Source organism: Roseovarius amoyensis, from assembly GCF_003260265.1.
Lineage (GTDB): Bacteria > Pseudomonadota > Alphaproteobacteria > Rhodobacterales > Rhodobacteraceae > Roseovarius > Roseovarius amoyensis.
In genome coordinates, this window is record NZ_QITQ01000005.1 from 178,150 (window position 1) to 195,921 (window position 17,772).

The following is a 17,772-nucleotide window of genomic DNA, read 5'->3' on the forward strand; positions in this document are numbered from 1 at the left end:
GCCGTCATTTCCCCGCCGCGGCGTCGATAGGGGCAGCAGCAGGTTCAGGCGCCTCCTTTGCCGGTGGCGCCTTGGGCGCGGGAACCCCGCTGTGGCCATAGACCATGTCGATGAATTCCGCCCAGTTGGGGCGTGCCTTGATGTCGGCGATCTGTTCGCGGTGCCATGCCACGGCCTGTTGGTGCAGCTCGTTCAGCACCTTGTCGCTGCGCAGGCGCGCCAGTTCGCGCATCATGCCGGGCATGTGCCGCAGGATGGAATAGTCGCGGGCATGGTTGGTGTTCATGGCGTCGAAATATTCGCGCCCCTGGTCGACATGGATATGGTTGGTGCGCCCGCGGTCGCGCTTGACCAGAAAGCTGTCGCAGCTGCGAATGGCATAGTGGTGCAGCCGCGCATGGGTGTGGGTGAACCCCTTCCATGTGCGCCAGCTGATCTCGTTTCCGTCGACGATAACACCGCCGGCATCGCGCCAGGTGACGTGGGCATAGGGATTTTCCGGGTCGGGGGCGCGGCCCGGGTTCACCTTGGGCCGGTGCACCCCCATGCGATGAAACGCGCCGTTGTTGCGAAACAGGGTCTTGATCCCGGCGCCACGGAAATTGGTATATCCCTGTTCGGGCGCACAGGCGAAGAACTGTTCGATGATCGGCGTGTCCTCGTACTGACGCCGACAAGCATTTCCGAACAGTTTCCAGCAGACCGAAATTGCATCAGCAGGCCCGCAGGCGTCGACCAGGTCGGGCAAGGTCTGGCCCGTGCGGATGTTGAGGAATTCATCCGCGTCCGAGCAGATGATCCAGTCGGCCGCCTTGTAGCGTTCATGCCCAGTGGCCAACCGCAGCGCGGCCCGCTGGGGCGACAGCATGGCCCCCTTGCGGCCGATAGCGCGGTCGTTGTTGTCGATATGGGCGGCAAGGCCCATCTCCTGCAGGCGGAGGGCGATGGCGTCGGTGCCGTCGGTGCAGTCGTTGGTGTAAATCAGGAAATCGTCATAGCCGATGGCGCGGTTGTACGCGATCCATTCCAGCATGAACGGCGCCTCGTTCTTCATCGTCGTGACGATGAGAAAGCGTTCCTTTTTCTTTCGTGAGGCCATTCAGCCTGCCCTCTTGCTGCCCGGGGCGGAGTTTCCCATTCCTCGTGTTTTCAGGCAACAACCATTTCCGGGCGCGGGTGCGGTGCGTGGCTTGTCGGGAACGGCGACCATTTTAACCGATGCCCAGTCGGCGCGCGTCCTCGGGCGCGGTGGCGGCCAGGTCTTTGCGTGCCGCGACCAGCCGCCGGCGATGCCAGGCCAGGCTGCGGTCATGCAGCAGTGCTAGGTGCGGGTGATCCGATTTCAGTCGCGCAATCGCTTCCTTCAGGGCCGGGACGTGCCGCTGGATGCTGCAATCCTCGGTGTCGTTGGCGTTGAAGGTTTCGAAATAGGAAAAATCGATCCGCTCGGCGTCGGCGCTGTTGGCGGTGCCGCGATAGCGTTTCATCAGGAACGCCTCAGACGACTTGATCATGTAATGGTTCATGGTGACCAGATCGTCGCCATAGCTGTCGGCATCGCTGCGCCATCCCTGGCGCAGATAGCGTTCAGGCATCAATGCGCCCGCGCCGTTGACCCAGGTCACCTGTGCGCCACCATCGACATAGCGCGGGTAAAGCCGCGGGCGGTGGATGCCGAGTTTGCGCACGACCTTGGGTCGAAACAGCGTCTTGAAGGCCGTCAGGCGCTGGGTGGGGTGGATGCCGGGTGCCGCCGCGTGGGTGAACTGGGCGATCACCGGCTCGTCAAGGAACTCGATGATGCTGCCATTGCCGAACACCCGCCATGTGGCCGATATGATATCGACCTGCCCGCCGGCGCGCGCCTCTGCCGCCTCGATCAGTGCGTCGAGCGTGCCATCGCCGGTGCGGATGTTGAGAAACTCGTCAGCGTCGCCGACCAGCACCCATTCCGACGCGCGAATGCCCTCATCGGCCCAGAAACGCGCATAGGCGCGGTTTTGCGGGTCGGCTGGCTCGCCCTCGTGCCGGGCGCTGTTCTCGACATGCTCGATCTCTCCGACGGTATCGAGATAGTCGAGCATCTGGCGCGTGCCGTCGCCGCAATCGTTCGAGGCCACGACGATGCGATCAAACCCGATCAGCCGATGATAGCATATCCATTCCAGCAGGTAGGGCCCTTCGTCCTTGACGGTGCCCAACAGCGTTCTTGCCGGCCGGTCTGTCATGGTACTGCTCCGCTGCCCCGGCGTCGGTGCCTGATCCCAAGGGGTACGCACGAAGCGCACACCATGCAAGGGCGGACGCCGTGAAACCTTGGGCGGGGGACAGCCCGTGCTTGCCGGAAACCGGGCAATAAGCTAGCATCCCGGCAATAAATAACGTTTTTTGAGGCAAGCAGCATGGCAGATCTTCCCCCCGTCGGCGCGCTGTGGATCGGCGGGTCGCTGACTTGGCTTGAACAGCTTTGTCTGAAGTCCTTTGTCGATCAGGGGCATCCGACGATCCTTTATACCTATGATGAGGTCGGCGGCATCCCCGAGGGGGTCGAGCGGCGCGACGGGCGCGAGGTGCTGGATACGGACAATTTCGTGACCCACGCGCGCACCGGCAGTGTGGCGCTGTTTTCAGACCTGTTCCGCTTTCACCTTTTGGCCGCCGACCCCGAGATCATCTATATCGACACCGACGTCTATTCGGTGCGCCCGATACCCGGGGGCGAAAGCCATGTATTCGGCTATGAATTCTGGCTGGAAGACCGGCAGAAAGGCCAGATCAACGGCGCTATCCTGCGCATGCCGCAGGATTCACCGGCATTGCAGGGCCTGCTGGAGTTCACCAAAGAGGAATACCCGGTGCCCGAATGGCTGCCGCCGCGGCACTTGAATGAGATCCGCCAGCGGGCCGAAGCGGGCGACCCGATGCATGTCTCGGAAATGCCGTGGGGCATCTGGGGGCCGTTGGGGGTGACAGCTTATCTGCAAAAGACCGGCGAGGATAAATATGCCAGCCCGCCCGAGGTCTATTACCCGGTGCACTATGCCAACCGCCGCGTCTTTGCCAAGCGACCAGAGCGCACCTATCAGCACCTGACGGACACGACCCGCTGCATCCATATCTGGGCGCCGATCAAGCGGTTCTGCGCCCGTCGCAGCGGCGGGGTGCCGCCAGAGGGCAGTTTCCTGGCCGAATTGCTGGAAAAACACGGCATAGATGCCGCTGCCGCCGCCGTGCCTGACCAGGCGGACCGGTCGGTTCTGGCCTAGATGCCGGCCCCGGGCCACGCGGCGCCACGGCCCTGGCACATGTCGGGCCGGTTGCGGATAACCAGCCTTGAGGGGAGCGATCCGCGCCTGGTGGTGTCATTCGCCGGCGTGGGCAAGCCCGGCGACCCCCAGCAGGTGGAAGAGTTCGTCGGCAGCGGCCGGCAGGGCGGGCGCAATCATGTTCTCTTTGTCGCCGACACGCTGCGCAGCTGGTACAACGACCCCGGTATCCGCGATGAAATCATCGCCGCCGTCGATGCCTATCGGCGCGAACACGGCATCGAACGCACGGTGACCTTTGGCAACTCGATGGGCGGCTATGGCGCGGTGCTGATGGCCGGGGCGTTGGGGGCCGTGGGCTGTCTGGCGCTGTCAGCTCAGTATTCTGCCGATCCGGCGGTCGTGCCAGAAGAGACACGCTGGCGCGAATACCGCGACCGCATCGTGCGCTTTACCTGCCCGCCGCTGGAGGATGCGCTGAGCCCCGATTGCACCTATTTCGTTCTGCATGGTGGCGGGCGGCTTGAGCGGCCGCACTGGTCGCGCTTTCCGCGCAGTACTAACATTCATCACTATCTGGTCGGCCGTGCCGGTCACGGCGTGGGCCGGCGGTTGAAGGCCGCCGGTGCAATGGGGCAGGTCGCAAGCCACGCCATTGACCTGCGTCCGGTGGCGTTTCGCCGGGCCCTGGCCGGTGCGGTAGAGTTCCGGCGTCTGCCGCGTACCGTGCCAGAGGGGGCGGGTGCGACCGGGTGACGGCGCGGCCCGAGCAGGGGCAGTCACACAGTCAGTCGCCATCTGTTTTCTGGCGGATCGTGAAGGCCAAAAGAAAAGCCCCCGCCGATGGGCGGGGGCCGGTTAGCTGCCGGGTTCGGCAGCAATTCTCTTCAGGTCATTGCACGCAGGCGCGGACCTTTTCGATGTCGGGCCCATTGGGCGTGCGGCCCAGGTTGAAGGGGGCCGAGGCATCGCGCCATTTGGCATAGTCGGCCAGGTATTCGAGTTGGCTGAGATAGACCTTGGCGGAATCGGGGTTCTCGCAGGCGGTCGTCTCGATCACCTCGTTGGCCATTTCCTGAACCTTGGCGAGGGTTTCATCGTCATAGCGCGTGATCTCGACGCCAGCATCCAGGAACTGCTGATAGGCCTCGGTCGCGCGCTTTTCGGTAAAGGCCAGCGACCAGATCAGGTTGGCTTGGGCGGCGATTTTCAGGGCTTCCTGGGTCTCGGGCGACAGCGCGTCCCACGAGGCCTTGTTGATCATCACGCCAAACGCCGACGCCGACTGGTGCCAGCCGGGGGTGGCCCAGAACTTGGTCACCTGGTGGAAACCGCCCGAGAAGTCGACGTTGGGGGTCGAGAATTCCGCCCCGTCGATCACGCCGCGTTCCAACGCCTGGTAGATCTCGCCACCGGCCATCGAAACCTGGCTGCCGCCGAGTTTTTCCAGGATCCGGCCCTGTTCCAGACCCGACAGGCGCAGGCGCATGCCTTCGAGGTCGCTGAGGTTGCGGATCGGCTTGTTGGTGCGGAAGCCCGATTCGTTGTTGGTCACGCCGTAGGGCAGGTAGACCATGCCGAACTTGCCGTAGATATCGTTATAGAGATCGGCGCCGCCCCACTGGTTGATCCAGTTGACGTAGTCGATGGCGTTGAACAGGCTGGATGTGGTCGCCAGAGGCGAAAAGGCCGAGTTGCGGCCGGCCCAATAGCCCGGCCAGTCGCCGCCGGCCTGGATGGTGCCTGATTCGACGGCGCCGAATACCTCGCCCGCCGGGACCAGCGAACCGCCATCGAAGAACTCGATGGTCAGATCGTCGCCGGTCAGGGCGTTCGCCAGTTCGACGAAGTGGCGGTCGATCTCGATCAACTCCAGCGAGCTGGGCCAGGTCGTGGTCATGGTCCAGCTTTCCTGTGCCGCAGCCTGGGTCGCCAGGCTGGCCGCCAGGGCAACACCTGCCATTACGGTTCTTTTCAGAGTCATACCAAGTCCTCCTCAGGGTTTTTGGTGGTAAAGAGTATCGGGCAGCCATGTGACAAGTTCCGGCACAAAGGCTACGGCGAGACACATCAGGATGATCAGCCCGATGAAGGGCATCACCCCGGCGATGATCTGCGAGGTTCGTACGCTTTTTGGCGCTATGGCCCGCAGGTAAAATAGCGCATATCCGAATGGTGGGGTCAGAAAGGATGTCTGCAGCACCACGGACATCAGCACCACGAACCACAGCAGGTCAAAGTTCATTTCCTGCACGATCGGCAGGAAGATCGGGAACGACAACAGCACGATGCCGGTCCAGTCCAGGAAGGCGCCGAGGATGAAGATGATGAACATCATTACAGCGATCAGCAGCCAGGGGGCCATGTCCATGTTGCGGATGATTTCCTGCGTCGCGCGCAGGCCGCCGGTGATGTTGAACACCCCGGTGAACGCGGTCGCGCCGATGACGATGAACAGGATCATCGCCGAGGTCCGCCCGGTTTCCAGCATGGCGCCGTAAAAGCTGCGCCAGGTGAACTTGCCCCGCAGGATCACGATTGCCAGGGCCAGCGCCGCGCCGATGGCCGAGGCTTCGGTTGCGGTGGCGATCCCGGCCAGGAGAGAGCCGAGGATGCCGAGGATCAGAACCAGCGGCGGCACCGCTTCGATCACCAGCATCCGCAGCAGCTCGGCGCGCGGGATCCGTTCGTCGGGTTCCACCGCCGGGGCCATGTCTGGCCGGAATCTGGACACGACCATCACCCACACTGCATAAAGCAACCCCAGCAACACGCCGGGGATCATCGCGCCGGCAAACAACTCGCCCACCGAAAGGGGTGAATAGCTGGCCATCAGGATCAGCATGATCGACGGCGGGATCAGGATGCCAAGGCAGCCCGACGCGGCAATCACCCCGGTCGTCAGGGTCGGCGAATAGCCGTATTGCAGCATCGGTCGCAGCGCCATCACCCCCATGACGGTGATCGATGCGCCGATGATGCCGGTCGTCGCGGCCAGCAGGATCGAGATGAACACCACCGCCAACGCCAGCCCGCCGCGCACGTTCGACATCAACAGGCGCAGTGATTCGAACATCTTGTCGGTAACGCCGCTGTCGGACAGGAACCGCGCCATCAGGATGAACAGCGGGATTGCGATCAGCGTGTAATTGTCCAGGACGTCACCGAAAATCCGGTTGATGACGATCCCCAGAACCATCGGCTTTCCGGCGATCAGGGTGCCCAGTACGGCGCTGCCGCCCAGCACGAATGCCAGCGGATGCCCCATGAAAAGGCCCAGCAGCAGCAGGCCGAACATGGCCAGGGCGATGAGTTCAGGCGTCACGGGGGCTCTCCTGCCGATTGAGTACGAGTTTCAGGAATTCCGACACGCCCTGGATCAGCAGCAGCGCGGCGGCGACCGCCATCGCCATCTTCAGCGGATAGACCGGCAACTGAACAGAGCCATAGGTCGTTTCGCCTTGGGTGAAGGCTCGTGATGCGAATTCGTAGGACCGGGTCATGAACACCCAGGCGAACGGAAAGAAGAATATCACATAGCCCGCCGCCTCGACCCAGCGGCGAACGGTGGCGCTCAGCGTTTCGGTAATAAGGTCAACGCGCACATGCGCCTGGTGACGCAGCGCATAGCCGCCCAGCAAGACGAAGTAGAAGCCATATAACTGTTTGGTCACGTCAAAGGCCCAGCGGGTGGGGGCGTTCATGGCGTAACGCATGAAGACGTCATAGATGATGATTGCGGCAAAGATCGCGGCAACCACCGACACAAGCCGCCCGACAATTTCGTTTAGCCCGTCGATGATGCGGAAAAGCATTCTTCCCCCCTTGGTGATCGTGGTGAGGATTAGCTAATCGTGCCGGAATGGCAAGCACCCGGCGCCGGGGAGTGTTAATTTTTTTGTACGCCAATCTACCTTCTGTAACATTTCCGCTGGAGACGGCGGACCCTTGTTCGTGGCCATGGAAAGGGCGCGCGCAGCACCGCGGTCATCCGGTCGATCACGCCGGCCTGAGCCAGTTTGAAGAGGCGCCTATACAGGCGCCTGTATATAGAGTGTCGGACTTGCTCGTACCCGACCGCGACCATGGGCCGATGCCGGGTCGGTGCGGGATATGCGGTGCGAGTGGTGATCTGCGCCGGTAGCAATGGCTGGCCGGTCTGGGTTTGGCGGGTATGATGGCCGCAAGGCGACGACAAGGGTTGGTAAAGAGAGGCAGTATGAACATGGACATGTATTCCGCCGTACAGTGGAGCGAGCTGTTGGCCGGGCTTTTCGTGCTGGCGATGCTGGTGGTGCTGGTGGTGGTGGCGGTGTTTTTCGTTATCGACCGGATGCAGACCGGCGACGCGATCAGGCGCAACTATCCGGTGATCGGGCGGTTCCGCCGCATATTCACCGAGCTGGGCGAGTTCTTTCGCCAGTATTTCTTTGCCATGGACCGAGAGGAGCTGCCTTTCAACCGCGCCCAGCGAGAGTGGGTCGAGCGCGCGACCGAAGGCGGGGGAAATACCGTTGCCTTCGGCTCCACCCGCAGCATGGCTATTCCCGGCACGTCGGTATTCGTCAACGCGCCGTTCCCGCCACTTGATGACAAGCATGCGAAATCCGCGCCGCTGGTTATCGGGCCGCATTGCCGCCAACCCTATGCGGCGCCATCGCTCTTTAATATCTCGGGCATGAGCTATGGCGCGATCTCGCGCCCGGCGGTGCGGGCGCTGAGCCATGGCGCGCGCAAGGCCGGTATCTGGCTGAACACGGGCGAGGGCGGGCTGAGCCCCTATCACCTGGAGGGGGACTGCGACATCGTCTTTCAGATCGGCACCGCGAAATACGGGGTGCGCGACGCCCTGGGCGGGCTGTCCGACGAGCGGCTGCGAGAGGTCGCAGCGCATGACACGGTGCGGATGTTCGAACTCAAGCTCAGCCAGGGTGCCAAGCCCGGCAAGGGCGGCATCCTGCCCGCGGAAAAGGTCACGCCCGAGATCGCGCAGATCCGGGGCATCCCCGCCGGGCAGGCCAGCATTTCACCCAACCGCCACCCCGAGGCGGCGCAGTTCGGCGAGTTGCTGGATATGGTTTCTCATATCCGCGAGGTCACGGGAAAGCCTGTGGGGCTGAAGATGGCTGTCGGCTCCGAAGCGGCGATGGAGGCCCTGTTCGAGGCGATCGTGGCGCGCCGGGTCGAGGAGGCGCCGGATTTCATCACCATCGACGGCGGCGAGGGCGGCACCGGCGCGGCGCCGATGCCGCTGATGGACCTGGTTGCCTTGCCCGTGCGCGAGGCGCTGCCGATAGTGGTCGATATCCGCGACCATCACGGCTTGAAGGGCCGCATCCGCATCATTTCCAGTGGCAAGCTGATCAATCCCGGCGATATCGCCTGGGCCATATGTGCCGGGGCCGATTTCGTCACCTCGGCGCGCGGCTTCATGTTCTCGCTGGGCTGCATCCAGGCGATGCGGTGCAATCGCAACACCTGTCCGACCGGGGTAACCACGCATGACGCGCGCCTGCAAATGGGGCTGGTGGTCGAGGACAAGCAGGACAAGGTGGCGCGCTATGCCCGCCGCATCATCGAAGAGGTCGAGATGATCGCCCATTCGGTCGGCGTGTCAGAGCCGCGCCTGATGCGCCGGCGGCATGTGCGCATCGTGCAGCCTGACGGCAGTTCGGTGCCACTGAGCCGGCTGATACCCAATAACGATGCGCATACGTTTTCGTGAGGTGGGTTGCCTTGTGGGCCTAGGCGGCAAATCTTGAAAGGGCGCCAGATCCTGGCACGGCTACGGAGGCAAGGACATGGCCCATCGCTGGAAAAACACCCTGACCGACAACGACGTGACACCTGAGCGTGTCTTTCTGAACCGCCGGCAGATCATCGGCGCGGCGGCGGCCGGGCTGGCGCTGTCGGGGCTGGGGGGCAGGGCGCAGGCCGAAACGCTGGAACCCACCGGCTGGGACGACATCACCAGCTACAACAACTATTATGAGTTCGGCACCGGCAAGGGCGATCCGGCCACGAATGCCCACAAGCTGACCGTCGAGCCATGGAACGTGCGCATCGACGGGCTGGTCGACAGGCCCGGCGACTATGCGTTCGAGGACATCCTGAATAAGATGACGATCGAAGAGCGGCTTTATCGCCTGCGCTGTGTCGAGGCATGGTCGATGGTGGTGCCGTGGAACGGGTTCGAGCTGGCCGACCTGCTGGCGATGGTGGTCGTACAGGGCGGCGCAAAATACGTGGCGTTCGAAACCGCGCTGCGCCCTGACGAGATGCCGGGCGTGCATCGCCCGGTGATCGAGTGGCCCTATGTCGAGGGGCTGAGGCTGGACGAGGCGATGCATCCGCTGACGATCATGGCCACCGGCATCTATGGCCGCGACATTCCCAACCAGAACGGCGCGCCGCTGCGGCTGGTCGTGCCGTGGAAATACGGCTTCAAGTCGATCAAGTCGGTGGTGCGGATCACCCTGACCGACACGATGCCGCCCACCACCTGGAACAAGTCCAATGCGCGCGAATACGGATTTTACAGCAACGTCAATCCGCAGGTCGATCATCCCCGCTGGAGCCAGGCAAGCGAGCGCGTCGTCGGCACCGGGCTGTTCGCCCGCCGGCAACCGACGCTGATGTTCAACGGCTATGGCGAAGACGTGGCCGGGCTTTATGCCGGCATGGACCTGGCGAAGCATTTCTGATGGCGACCTTGCTGCCGGGGGCCGCATGAGGCTGGCTGACGCCCTCAACCGGGCGGTCCGCCGCCTGCCGGCGTGGCCGGTCTATGCCGGTAGTGCGGCCTATGCCGGCTGGATGTTCTGGCGGGGTGTGGCCGGCGGGCTGGGCGCCAACCCGGTCGAGGCGCTGGAACACGCCTATGGCGAGGCCGCGCTTTACCTGCTGATCGCGGGCCTGGCGGTCACTCCGCTGCGCCGGATTGCCGGGGTCAACCTGATACGGCTGCGCCGGGCCATCGGGCTGGCGTGCTTCTTTTTCGTGGTGGTGCATCTGCTGACCTGGGCGGTGCTGGATATTCAGTCCATTAGCCGGGTCTGGGCCGACATCGTGAAGAGGCCATATATAACGGTAGGCATGGCCGGGTTCCTGATGCTCTTGCCGCTGGCGCTGACCTCGAACGACTGGTCGGTGCGCAGGCTGGGGCCGGCCTGGCGCAGACTGCACCGGCTGGTCTATCCGGCCGCGATCCTGGGCGGGGTGCATTACCTGCTGCTGGTCAAGGGTTGGCAGATGAAACCGATGGTGATGCTGGCCCTGATCGCCGGGCTGTTGGCGCTGCGGCTGCTCTTTGTGCGGACGCCGCGCCGCCCGATTCTGCGCGGAGCAGCCGTGCCGGCGGAATCGCAGCGCTAGAATCCGGTTCGTCTGGCGATGATTCCGCGGCGAGTCTGCCGTGAATCGACAGAGATTCCCCCGGAACCTCCACGATCCCGCGGATTTGTCGCCTGAAAGCCGGGGGGGAAGATGGCGCGTGCTCCGTGAATTATAAGTGAAGATTTTGTAACACACTGATAACTAACAGTAATTTAGAAAATGGAAAAAAATGCGAGGTTTCCTGAAAAAAGGGGTTGCGAGGGCCAGCATCAATCCGTAAATACCCCCTCACCGGCGGCGCTGAGGCGCTACACGGTACGCCAAACGGGCCACACGGCAACGAGGCGGAACACAAAAAACGAGAGATAATGAGGCGGGGCGCGCCAAAAAGAAATGGCGCATCCGGTTGATTTTGTCTCTCACGCTCTTTGAAATCGCGGGTTACTGAAGAGATATGTGGGCGGTTTGGTCCGGTACGATGGACTGACACTGCATATCGAACTACCTAGGGCGCCAGGCTTTGCCGGGACCCGATTATGGTTAGTCAGCTTCACTGTTTGTTTGGACACCGTCCTGTATGGACGATGCACAGCAAACAGAGACGGATCCTGCCCTGCCGGGCAGGTGACGATGTGCAGAGGTCAGACGTCAAGGTTAGGTCGGTAACGACCTTTCAACCTGAGAGTTTGATTCTGGCTCAGAACGAACGCTGGCGGCAGGCTTAACACATGCAAGTCGAACGAGATCTTCGGATCTAGTGGCGGACGGGTGAGTAACGCGTGGGAACGTGCCTTTCACTACGGAATAGTCCTGGGAAACTGGGTTTAATACCGTATACGCCCTTCGGGGGAAAGAATTTCGGTGAAAGATCGGCCCGCGTTGGATTAGGTAGTTGGTGGGGTAATGGCCTACCAAGCCGACGATCCATAGCTGGTTTTAGAGGATGATCAGCCACACTGGGACTGAGACACGGCCCAGACTCCTACGGGAGGCAGCAGTGGGGAATCTTAGACAATGGGGGAAACCCTGATCTAGCCATGCCGCGTGAGTGACGAAGGCCCTAGGGTCGTAAAGCTCTTTCAACGGTGAAGATAATGACGGTAGCCGTAGAAGAAACCCCGGCTAACTCCGTGCCAGCAGCCGCGGTAATACGGAGGGGGTTAGCGTTGTTCGGAATTACTGGGCGTAAAGCGCGCGTAGGCGGATTGGAAAGTTGGGGGTGAAATCCCGGGGCTCAACCCCGGAACTGCCTCCAAAACTATCAGTCTAGAGTTCGAGAGAGGTGAGTGGAATTCCGAGTGTAGAGGTGAAATTCGTAGATATTCGGAGGAACACCAGTGGCGAAGGCGGCTCACTGGCTCGATACTGACGCTGAGGTGCGAAAGTGTGGGGAGCAAACAGGATTAGATACCCTGGTAGTCCACACCGTAAACGATGAATGCCAGTCGTCGGGTAGCATGCTATTCGGTGACACACCTAACGGATTAAGCATTCCGCCTGGGGAGTACGGCCGCAAGGTTAAAACTCAAAGAAATTGACGGGGGCCCGCACAAGCGGTGGAGCATGTGGTTTAATTCGAAGCAACGCGCAGAACCTTACCAACCCTTGACATCCCTGTCGCGGGTACCGGAGACGGTATCCTTCAGTTCGGCTGGACAGGTGACAGGTGCTGCATGGCTGTCGTCAGCTCGTGTCGTGAGATGTTCGGTTAAGTCCGGCAACGAGCGCAACCCACATCCCTAGTTGCCAGCAGTTCGGCTGGGCACTCTATGGAAACTGCCCGTGATAAGCGGGAGGAAGGTGTGGATGACGTCAAGTCCTCATGGCCCTTACGGGTTGGGCTACACACGTGCTACAATGGTGGTGACAGTGGGTTAATCCCCAAAAACCATCTCAGTTCGGATTGTCGTCTGCAACTCGACGGCATGAAGTCGGAATCGCTAGTAATCGCGTAACAGCATGACGCGGTGAATACGTTCCCGGGCCTTGTACACACCGCCCGTCACACCATGGGAGTTGGGTTCACCCGAAGGCCGTGCGCCAACCTGTTTACAGGGGGCAGCGGACCACGGTGAGCTCAGCGACTGGGGTGAAGTCGTAACAAGGTAGCCGTAGGGGAACCTGCGGCTGGATCACCTCCTTTCTAAGGATGCGTCCATATCGGTTCGATCCTGGTTTTCCAGGTCAACCCTTCGACGCACTTAGCAAGACCCCCAAGTCACGGGGGTCACAACATGCGGTCCAGGCCGTCCTCGTATCTCTTCAGTCATTCAACGGGTTGCCGCCCGTTCTCTGGGTCGGTAGCTCAGGTGGTTAGAGCGCACGCCTGATAAGCGTGAGGTCGGAGGTTCAAGTCCTCCTCGACCCACCATTTCCCTGAGGGGGTAAAGTGGGGGCCTTAGCTCAGCTGGGAGAGCGCCTGATTTGCATTCAGGAGGTCACCGGTTCGATCCCGGTAGGCTCCACCAGCCTTTCCGGGGCCGTAGCTCAGCTGGGAGAGCGCTGCAATCGCACTGCAGAGGTCGGCGGTTCGATCCCGCTCGGCTCCACCAAATTCAGAATGAAACCCGAGATATATAGCACGATTTGACCGCCGAACGCTTTTCCAAGCGTTTCGCCGTCCAATCGGACGCTTTGACATCGTTTAGAGAGATACAATCAACCTTGCTGGGTTCTGCGAGTGTGCAGAACTCTCCGGTGTAAGCCGGATAAAAAGCAAGTGTTGTCCAAGTCAAGTACACTAACCAAAATGTTCGGGTGTGGCGCAAGCCGCGCTCGAGCGGGAATGTACGACTTTTGGTTCGGAGGAATGGCGCGTCAGCTTGCCGGTTGCGCGCCTCTGCAGTCCGGTTCCCAAGCCCGCAAGGGCGAAGGCATCGGAGTCTTGCTTCTTCCGGATCAAATCAAGCGCGAAAAGGGCGTTTGGTGGATGCCTAGGCAGTAAGAGGCGATGAAGGACGTGATACTCTGCGATAAGCTAGGGGGAGCCGAGAATAGGCTTTGATCCCTAGATCTCCGAATGGGGCAACCCACCTGAATGTATGTTATTATCTGCTTTCGCAGTTGATAATGTGCATAAACAGGTACTTAAGGACTGAATACATAGGTCTTTAAGAGCGAACCCGGGGAACTGAAACATCTAAGTACCCGGAGGAAAGGAAATCAATTGATACTCCCCTAGTAGCGGCGAGCGAACGGGGACCAGCCGAGCCTTGAGAGTGACCAAAACATGCTGGGAAGCATGGCCATAGTGGGTGACAGCCCCGTATGGGAAGCTCAATAGGACGTATTAAGTAGGGCGGGACACGTGAAATCCTGTCTGAAGATCGGAGGACCACCTTCGAAGGCTAAGTACTCCTTACTGACCGATAGCGAACCAGTACCGTGAGGGAAAGGTGAAAAGCACCCCGACGAGGGGAGTGAAACAGTACCTGAAACCGGACGCCTACAATCAGTCGGAGCTTGACTGGACTCTAATGACAATCTGCTGCATCAACATGACAACGAGTCATGTTGGAGGTTGCAGTGTCGGATATAGCATTTGTTACGGACGGAACCGTGGCGGTCATTGGCCTCATTGCAGGTCTGATCGACATGGGCATAAACCACTGTCCAAACGATGGTTGCCTGGCACGCAATGACGTCGCCGCGTATAACAGCCTGGCGATCGGCGAAACCTACTTTCAAGAATCGGCCTCGGGCGAGGAGATATATTATCGCCGCGACACCGGGCTGGCTTTTGGACCGTTCCAGACCGTCTGGGGCCTTTCGGCCACCACAGATGGAGAATTCTGGGCCGGCGTGGGGCAAGCCTATACCGTCAACCTCTTCAATGAACGCACGTTTCTTCAATTTCACACGATGGCCGGTCTTTACGAAGGCGGGAGTGGTGTGAACCTGGGGGGCGAGGTGCAGTTCCGATCCGGTGTCGAGCTCGGCTATCAAGCGCCGAACGGCACCCGCGTCGGGCTCGGCTTTGACCATCGGTCGAATGCCGGGATCTACAGCCGCAATCCGGGGTTGGAAACCGTACATCTGCGCGTTTCCATCCCGATCAAATGACCGGTTGTCATTAGTGTCCAGTCTTGTGACGGCGTACCTTTTGTATAATGGGTCATCGACTTGGTCTATCCAGCAAGCTTAAGCCGTTAGGTGTAGGCGCAGCGAAAGCGAGTCTTAATAGGGCGTCGAGTTGGATGGATCAGACCCGAAACCGAGTGATCTAGGCATGGCCAGGCTGAAGGTAAGGTAACACTTACTGGAGGGCCGAACCCACTTCTGTTGAAAAAGAACGGGATGAGCTGTGCCTAGGGGTGAAAGGCCAATCAAACTCGGAGATAGCTGGTTCTCTGCGAAATCTATTTAGGTAGAGCGTCATCCGAATACCCCCGGGGGTAGAGCACTGGATGGGTAATGGGGCCCCACAGGCTTACTGATCCTAACCAAACTCCGAATACCGGGGAGTACTAGATGGCAGACAGACTGCGGATGCTAACGTCCGTAGTCGAGAGGGAAACAACCCTGACCTCCGGCTAAGGCCCCTAATTCGTGGCTAAGTGGGAAAGCAGGTGGGACGACCAAAACAACCAGGAGGTTGGCTTAGAAGCAGCCATCCTTTAAAGATAGCGTAACAGCTCACTGGTCTAATTAAGTTGTCCTGCGGCGAAGATGTAACGGGGCTCAAGCCACGAGCCGAAGCCGAGGAGTGCGTAAGCACTGGTAGCAGAGCGTAGTGTGATATAGTCTCATTCCTCCTTAGCGGTTTCGACCGCATTGGAGGAGCGAGGCTTTCGATGAAGCCGGGGCGTGAGCCATCCGGTGGAGAGATCACTAGTGAGAATGATGACATGAGTAGCGACAAAGAGTGTGAGAAACACTCTCGCCGAAAGTCCAAGGGTTCCTGCTTAAAGCTAATCTGAGCAGGGTAAGCCGGCCCCTAAGGTCAGGCCGAAAGGCGTAGCCGATGGGAACCAGGTTAATATTCCTGGGCCAAGAGGTGGTGACGGATCGTGAAGGTTGTTCGCCCTTATTGGATTGGGCGGGCCGCTAATCGGTTCCTGGAAATAGCCCCTCTATTGGACCGTACCCTAAACCGACACAGGTGGACAGGTAGAGTATACCAAGGCGCTTGAGAGAACGATGTTGAAGGAACTCGGCAAAATACCTCCGTAAGTTCGCGAGAAGGAGGCCCGCTTTGCAGGCAACTGTGGGGCGGGGGCACAAACCAGGGGGTGGCGACTGTTTACTAAAAACACAGGGCTCTGCGAAGTCGCAAGACGACGTATAGGGTCTGACGCCTGCCCGGTGCCTGAAGGTTAAAAGGAGGGGTGAGAGCTCCGAATTGAAGCCCAGGTAAACGGCGGCCGTAACTATAACGGTCCTAAGGTAGCGAAATTCCTTGTCGGGTAAGTTCCGACCTGCACGAATGGCGTAACGACTTCCCCGCTGTCTCCAACATCGACTCAGCGAAATTGAATTGCCTGTCAAGATGCAGGCTTCCCGCGGTTAGACGGAAAGACCCCGTGCACCTTTACTACAGCTTCGCACTGGCATCAGGATTGTGATGTGCAGGATAGTTGGTAGGCTTTGAAGCAGGAACGCTAGTTTCTGTGGAGCCACCCTTGAGATACCAACCTTCGCACTCTTGATGTCTAACCGCGGCCCGTTATCCGGGTCCGGGACCCTGCGTGGTGGGTAGTTTGACTGGGGCGGTCGCCTCCTAAAGAGTAACGGAGGCGCGCGAAGGTTGGCTCAGAGCGGTCGGAAATCGCTCGTTGAGTGCAATGGCATAAGCCAGCCTGACTGCGAGACTGACAAGTCGAGCAGAGTCGAAAGACGGCCATAGTGATCCGGTGGTCCCGAGTGGAAGGGCCATCGCTCAACGGATAAAAGGTACGCCGGGGATAACAGGCTGATACTGCCCAAGAGTCCATATCGACGGCAGTGTTTGGCACCTCGATGTCGGCTCATCTCATCCTGGGGCTGGAGCAGGTCCCAAGGGTATGGCTGTTCGCCATTTAAAGAGGTACGTGAGCTGGGTTTAGAACGTCGTGAGACAGTTCGGTCCCTATCTGCCGTGGGTGTAGGATACTTGAGAGGAGTTGCCCCTAGTACGAGAGGACCGGGGTGAACGATCCACTGGTGGACCTGTTGTGGCGCCAGCCGCAGTGCAGGGTAGCTATGATCGGACAGGATAACCGCTGAAGGCATCTAAGCGGGAAGCCCCCCTCAAAACAAGGTATCCCTGAGGGCCGTGGTAGACCACCACGTCGATAGGCCGGAGATGTAAGCGCAGCAATGCGTTCAGTTGACCGGTACTAATTGCCCGATAGGCTTGATTTGATCCGGTAGAAGCCAGACTCGTCAAACGAGGCTGTGACAAACGGACCAAAAGCGTACGCACCGCGTGTGCTTGACTTGGATTTCAGGTGTCTTTTTCGGTTTGGTGGTCATGGCAAGAGCAAAACACCCGGTCCCATTCCGAACCCGGCCGTTAAGTGCCTTAGCGCCGATGGTACTGCGTCTTAAGGCGTGGGAGAGTAGGTCGCCGCCAAACCTAGAAAGACACCTGAATGTATCTCTCTGACGATTTTGCCCCAGCTTGCAAGCAGGGCATACAAAACTGACGCGGGATGGAGCAGTCTGGTAGCTCGTCAGGCTCATAACCTGAAGGTCGTAGGTTCAAATCCTACTCCCGCAACCAAATCCAACAAAGATAACAGGCGCTTGGCGGGTGGTATACAAATACCATCGGCCTTTTCGCGTTTACATCAACGCCACATCAACACCGCACCCGAAAATTGGCATTCGACCACGTTCGCACGCAATCGCCGACGCTCAGCGACAAGCGCGGGCATCACCCCCTCGGGTCACATGCCGCGCCCCTACCGGTGGAAATCTGCCGCCACGTGGCCGGTTTTTACTCCGCCATTGACAGGTGATCTACCAGTCACGGTGTCGGAGCATAAAGCAGCAAGTTCCGGCGTGAGAAACCCGAGCCCTTGCGTCTTTGCCGCGAAGACGTACAATCCTGACGCCTTGCACCCCAACTTCGACAGTTCGCGGCTGATTTTTCCGGATTTCGTTTGGCGCAGGTCAACAAAACAAGGCGTTTTGTATCGCGAAGCGGTAGATTTCGTGGGATCGTTGTTGTGGCACGTGGTGTGATTTT

The 17,772-nt window shown here is 60.1% G+C and carries 11 protein-coding genes, 4 tRNA genes and 3 rRNA genes; 12 read left to right on the forward strand and 6 right to left on the reverse strand.

Annotation, left to right across the window (positions count from 1 at the left end; all coding sequences use genetic code 11):
- Nucleotides 1-4: 4 nt before the first annotated feature.
- Together DL899_RS06990 and DL899_RS06995 are read right to left on the reverse strand one after the other, a co-directional pair.
- Nucleotides 5-1,099, reverse strand: coding sequence for a glycosyltransferase family 2 protein (locus DL899_RS06990; protein WP_111733267.1), 1,095 nt, complete (start codon nucleotides 1,097-1,099; stop codon nucleotides 5-7).
- A 112-nt stretch (nucleotides 1,100-1,211) separates the two neighbouring features.
- Nucleotides 1,212-2,228 (reverse strand): glycosyltransferase family 2 protein, encoded by a 1,017-nt coding sequence (locus tag DL899_RS06995; RefSeq protein WP_111733268.1) that lies wholly within the window; start codon nucleotides 2,226-2,228, stop codon nucleotides 1,212-1,214.
- 174 nt (nucleotides 2,229-2,402) lie between these two features.
- Between DL899_RS06995 and DL899_RS07000 the strand changes: the two genes are divergently transcribed.
- Nucleotides 2,403-3,266 (forward strand): hypothetical protein, encoded by an 864-nt coding sequence (locus DL899_RS07000; RefSeq protein ID WP_111733269.1) that lies wholly within the window; start codon nucleotides 2,403-2,405, stop codon nucleotides 3,264-3,266.
- Nucleotides 3,267-3,305: 39 nt separating this feature from the next.
- The gene (locus DL899_RS07005; RefSeq protein ID WP_111733270.1) at nucleotides 3,306-4,022 is read left to right on the forward strand and encodes an alpha/beta hydrolase family protein; all 717 of its coding nucleotides are present in this window, start codon (nucleotides 3,306-3,308) and stop codon (nucleotides 4,020-4,022) included.
- 136 nt (nucleotides 4,023-4,158) lie between these two features.
- Here the strand turns inward: DL899_RS07005 and dctP are convergent, their stop codons facing one another.
- The 3 genes from dctP to DL899_RS07020 are packed head-to-tail and all read right to left on the reverse strand — an operon-like array spanning nucleotide 4,159 to nucleotide 7,081.
- On the reverse strand, nucleotides 4,159-5,250 hold the full coding sequence (gene dctP, locus DL899_RS07010; protein WP_111733271.1) for a TRAP transporter substrate-binding protein DctP: 1,092 nt from the start codon (nucleotides 5,248-5,250) through the stop codon (nucleotides 4,159-4,161).
- A 12-nt stretch (nucleotides 5,251-5,262) separates the two neighbouring features.
- Entirely contained in the window at nucleotides 5,263-6,564 is a 1,302-nt protein-coding gene (locus DL899_RS07015; protein WP_111733302.1) for a TRAP transporter large permease, read from the reverse strand.
- A 16-nt stretch (nucleotides 6,565-6,580) separates the two neighbouring features.
- Complete coding sequence (locus DL899_RS07020; protein WP_111733272.1) at nucleotides 6,581-7,081, reverse strand: TRAP transporter small permease subunit; 501 nt, start codon at nucleotides 7,079-7,081, stop codon at nucleotides 6,581-6,583.
- Between the two features lie 416 nt (nucleotides 7,082-7,497).
- On the opposite strand from DL899_RS07020, the gene DL899_RS07025 reads away from it, so the two are divergent.
- The 10 genes from DL899_RS07025 (at nucleotide 7,498) to DL899_RS07070 (ending at nucleotide 17,304) form a co-directional block, all read left to right on the forward strand.
- Complete coding sequence (locus DL899_RS07025) at nucleotides 7,498-8,991, forward strand: FMN-binding glutamate synthase family protein (protein ID WP_111733304.1); 1,494 nt, start codon at nucleotides 7,498-7,500, stop codon at nucleotides 8,989-8,991.
- Nucleotides 8,992-9,067: 76 nt separating this feature from the next.
- A complete protein-coding gene (gene msrP / locus DL899_RS07030) occupies nucleotides 9,068-9,970 on the forward strand; it encodes a protein-methionine-sulfoxide reductase catalytic subunit MsrP (RefSeq protein ID WP_111733273.1) in 903 nt (300 codons plus the stop codon).
- Nucleotides 9,971-9,995: 25 nt separating this feature from the next.
- Nucleotides 9,996-10,640 carry a protein-methionine-sulfoxide reductase heme-binding subunit MsrQ gene (msrQ, locus tag DL899_RS07035; protein ID WP_111733274.1) on the forward strand — a complete coding sequence of 215 codons (645 nt, stop codon included), beginning with the start codon at nucleotides 9,996-9,998 and terminating at the stop codon, nucleotides 10,638-10,640.
- Between the two features lie 635 nt (nucleotides 10,641-11,275).
- Nucleotides 11,276-12,744: ribosomal RNA gene (locus DL899_RS07040) — 16S ribosomal RNA — on the forward strand.
- 151 nt (nucleotides 12,745-12,895) lie between these two features.
- Nucleotides 12,896-12,972: transfer RNA gene (locus DL899_RS07045), tRNA-Ile, on the forward strand.
- A gap of 21 nt (nucleotides 12,973-12,993) precedes the next feature.
- A tRNA-Ala gene (locus DL899_RS07050) sits at nucleotides 12,994-13,069 on the forward strand.
- A gap of 8 nt (nucleotides 13,070-13,077) precedes the next feature.
- A tRNA-Ala gene (locus DL899_RS07055) sits at nucleotides 13,078-13,153 on the forward strand.
- Nucleotides 13,154-13,502: 349 nt separating this feature from the next.
- A 23S ribosomal RNA gene (locus DL899_RS07060) occupies nucleotides 13,503-16,943 on the forward strand.
- Between the two features lie 99 nt (nucleotides 16,944-17,042).
- Nucleotides 17,043-17,157, forward strand: a 5S ribosomal RNA gene (gene rrf / locus DL899_RS07065).
- Together the 16S, 23S and 5S rRNA genes with 4 tRNA genes alongside form the textbook arrangement of a ribosomal RNA operon.
- 70 nt (nucleotides 17,158-17,227) lie before the next feature.
- Nucleotides 17,228-17,304: transfer RNA gene (locus DL899_RS07070), tRNA-Met, on the forward strand.
- Between the two features lie 181 nt (nucleotides 17,305-17,485).
- Here the strand turns inward: DL899_RS07070 and DL899_RS19585 are convergent.
- A partial coding sequence (locus DL899_RS19585; protein WP_204355265.1) for a hypothetical protein occupies nucleotides 17,486-17,772 on the reverse strand: 287 nt, incomplete at its 5' end.

Bases quoted from the DNA above. Each gene is read 5' to 3' on its own strand.
- DL899_RS06990 (WP_111733267.1), bottom strand. From the start codon at position 1,099: ATGGCCTCACGAAAGAAAAAGGAACGCTTTCTCATCGTCACGACGATG.
- DL899_RS06995 (WP_111733268.1), bottom strand. From the start codon at position 2,228: ATGACAGACCGGCCGGCAAGAACGCTGTTGGGCACCGTCAAGGACGAA.
- DL899_RS07000 (WP_111733269.1), top strand. From the start codon at position 2,403: ATGGCAGATCTTCCCCCCGTCGGCGCGCTGTGGATCGGCGGGTCGCTG.
- DL899_RS07005 (WP_111733270.1), top strand. From the start codon at position 3,306: ATGTCGGGCCGGTTGCGGATAACCAGCCTTGAGGGGAGCGATCCGCGC.
- dctP (WP_111733271.1), bottom strand. From the start codon at position 5,250: ATGACTCTGAAAAGAACCGTAATGGCAGGTGTTGCCCTGGCGGCCAGC.
- DL899_RS07015 (WP_111733302.1), bottom strand. From the start codon at position 6,564: ATGTTCGGCCTGCTGCTGCTGGGCCTTTTCATGGGGCATCCGCTGGCA.
- DL899_RS07020 (WP_111733272.1), bottom strand. From the start codon at position 7,081: ATGCTTTTCCGCATCATCGACGGGCTAAACGAAATTGTCGGGCGGCTT.
- DL899_RS07025 (WP_111733304.1), top strand. From the start codon at position 7,498: ATGTATTCCGCCGTACAGTGGAGCGAGCTGTTGGCCGGGCTTTTCGTG.
- msrP (WP_111733273.1), top strand. From the start codon at position 9,068: ATGGCCCATCGCTGGAAAAACACCCTGACCGACAACGACGTGACACCT.
- msrQ (WP_111733274.1), top strand. From the start codon at position 9,996: ATGAGGCTGGCTGACGCCCTCAACCGGGCGGTCCGCCGCCTGCCGGCG.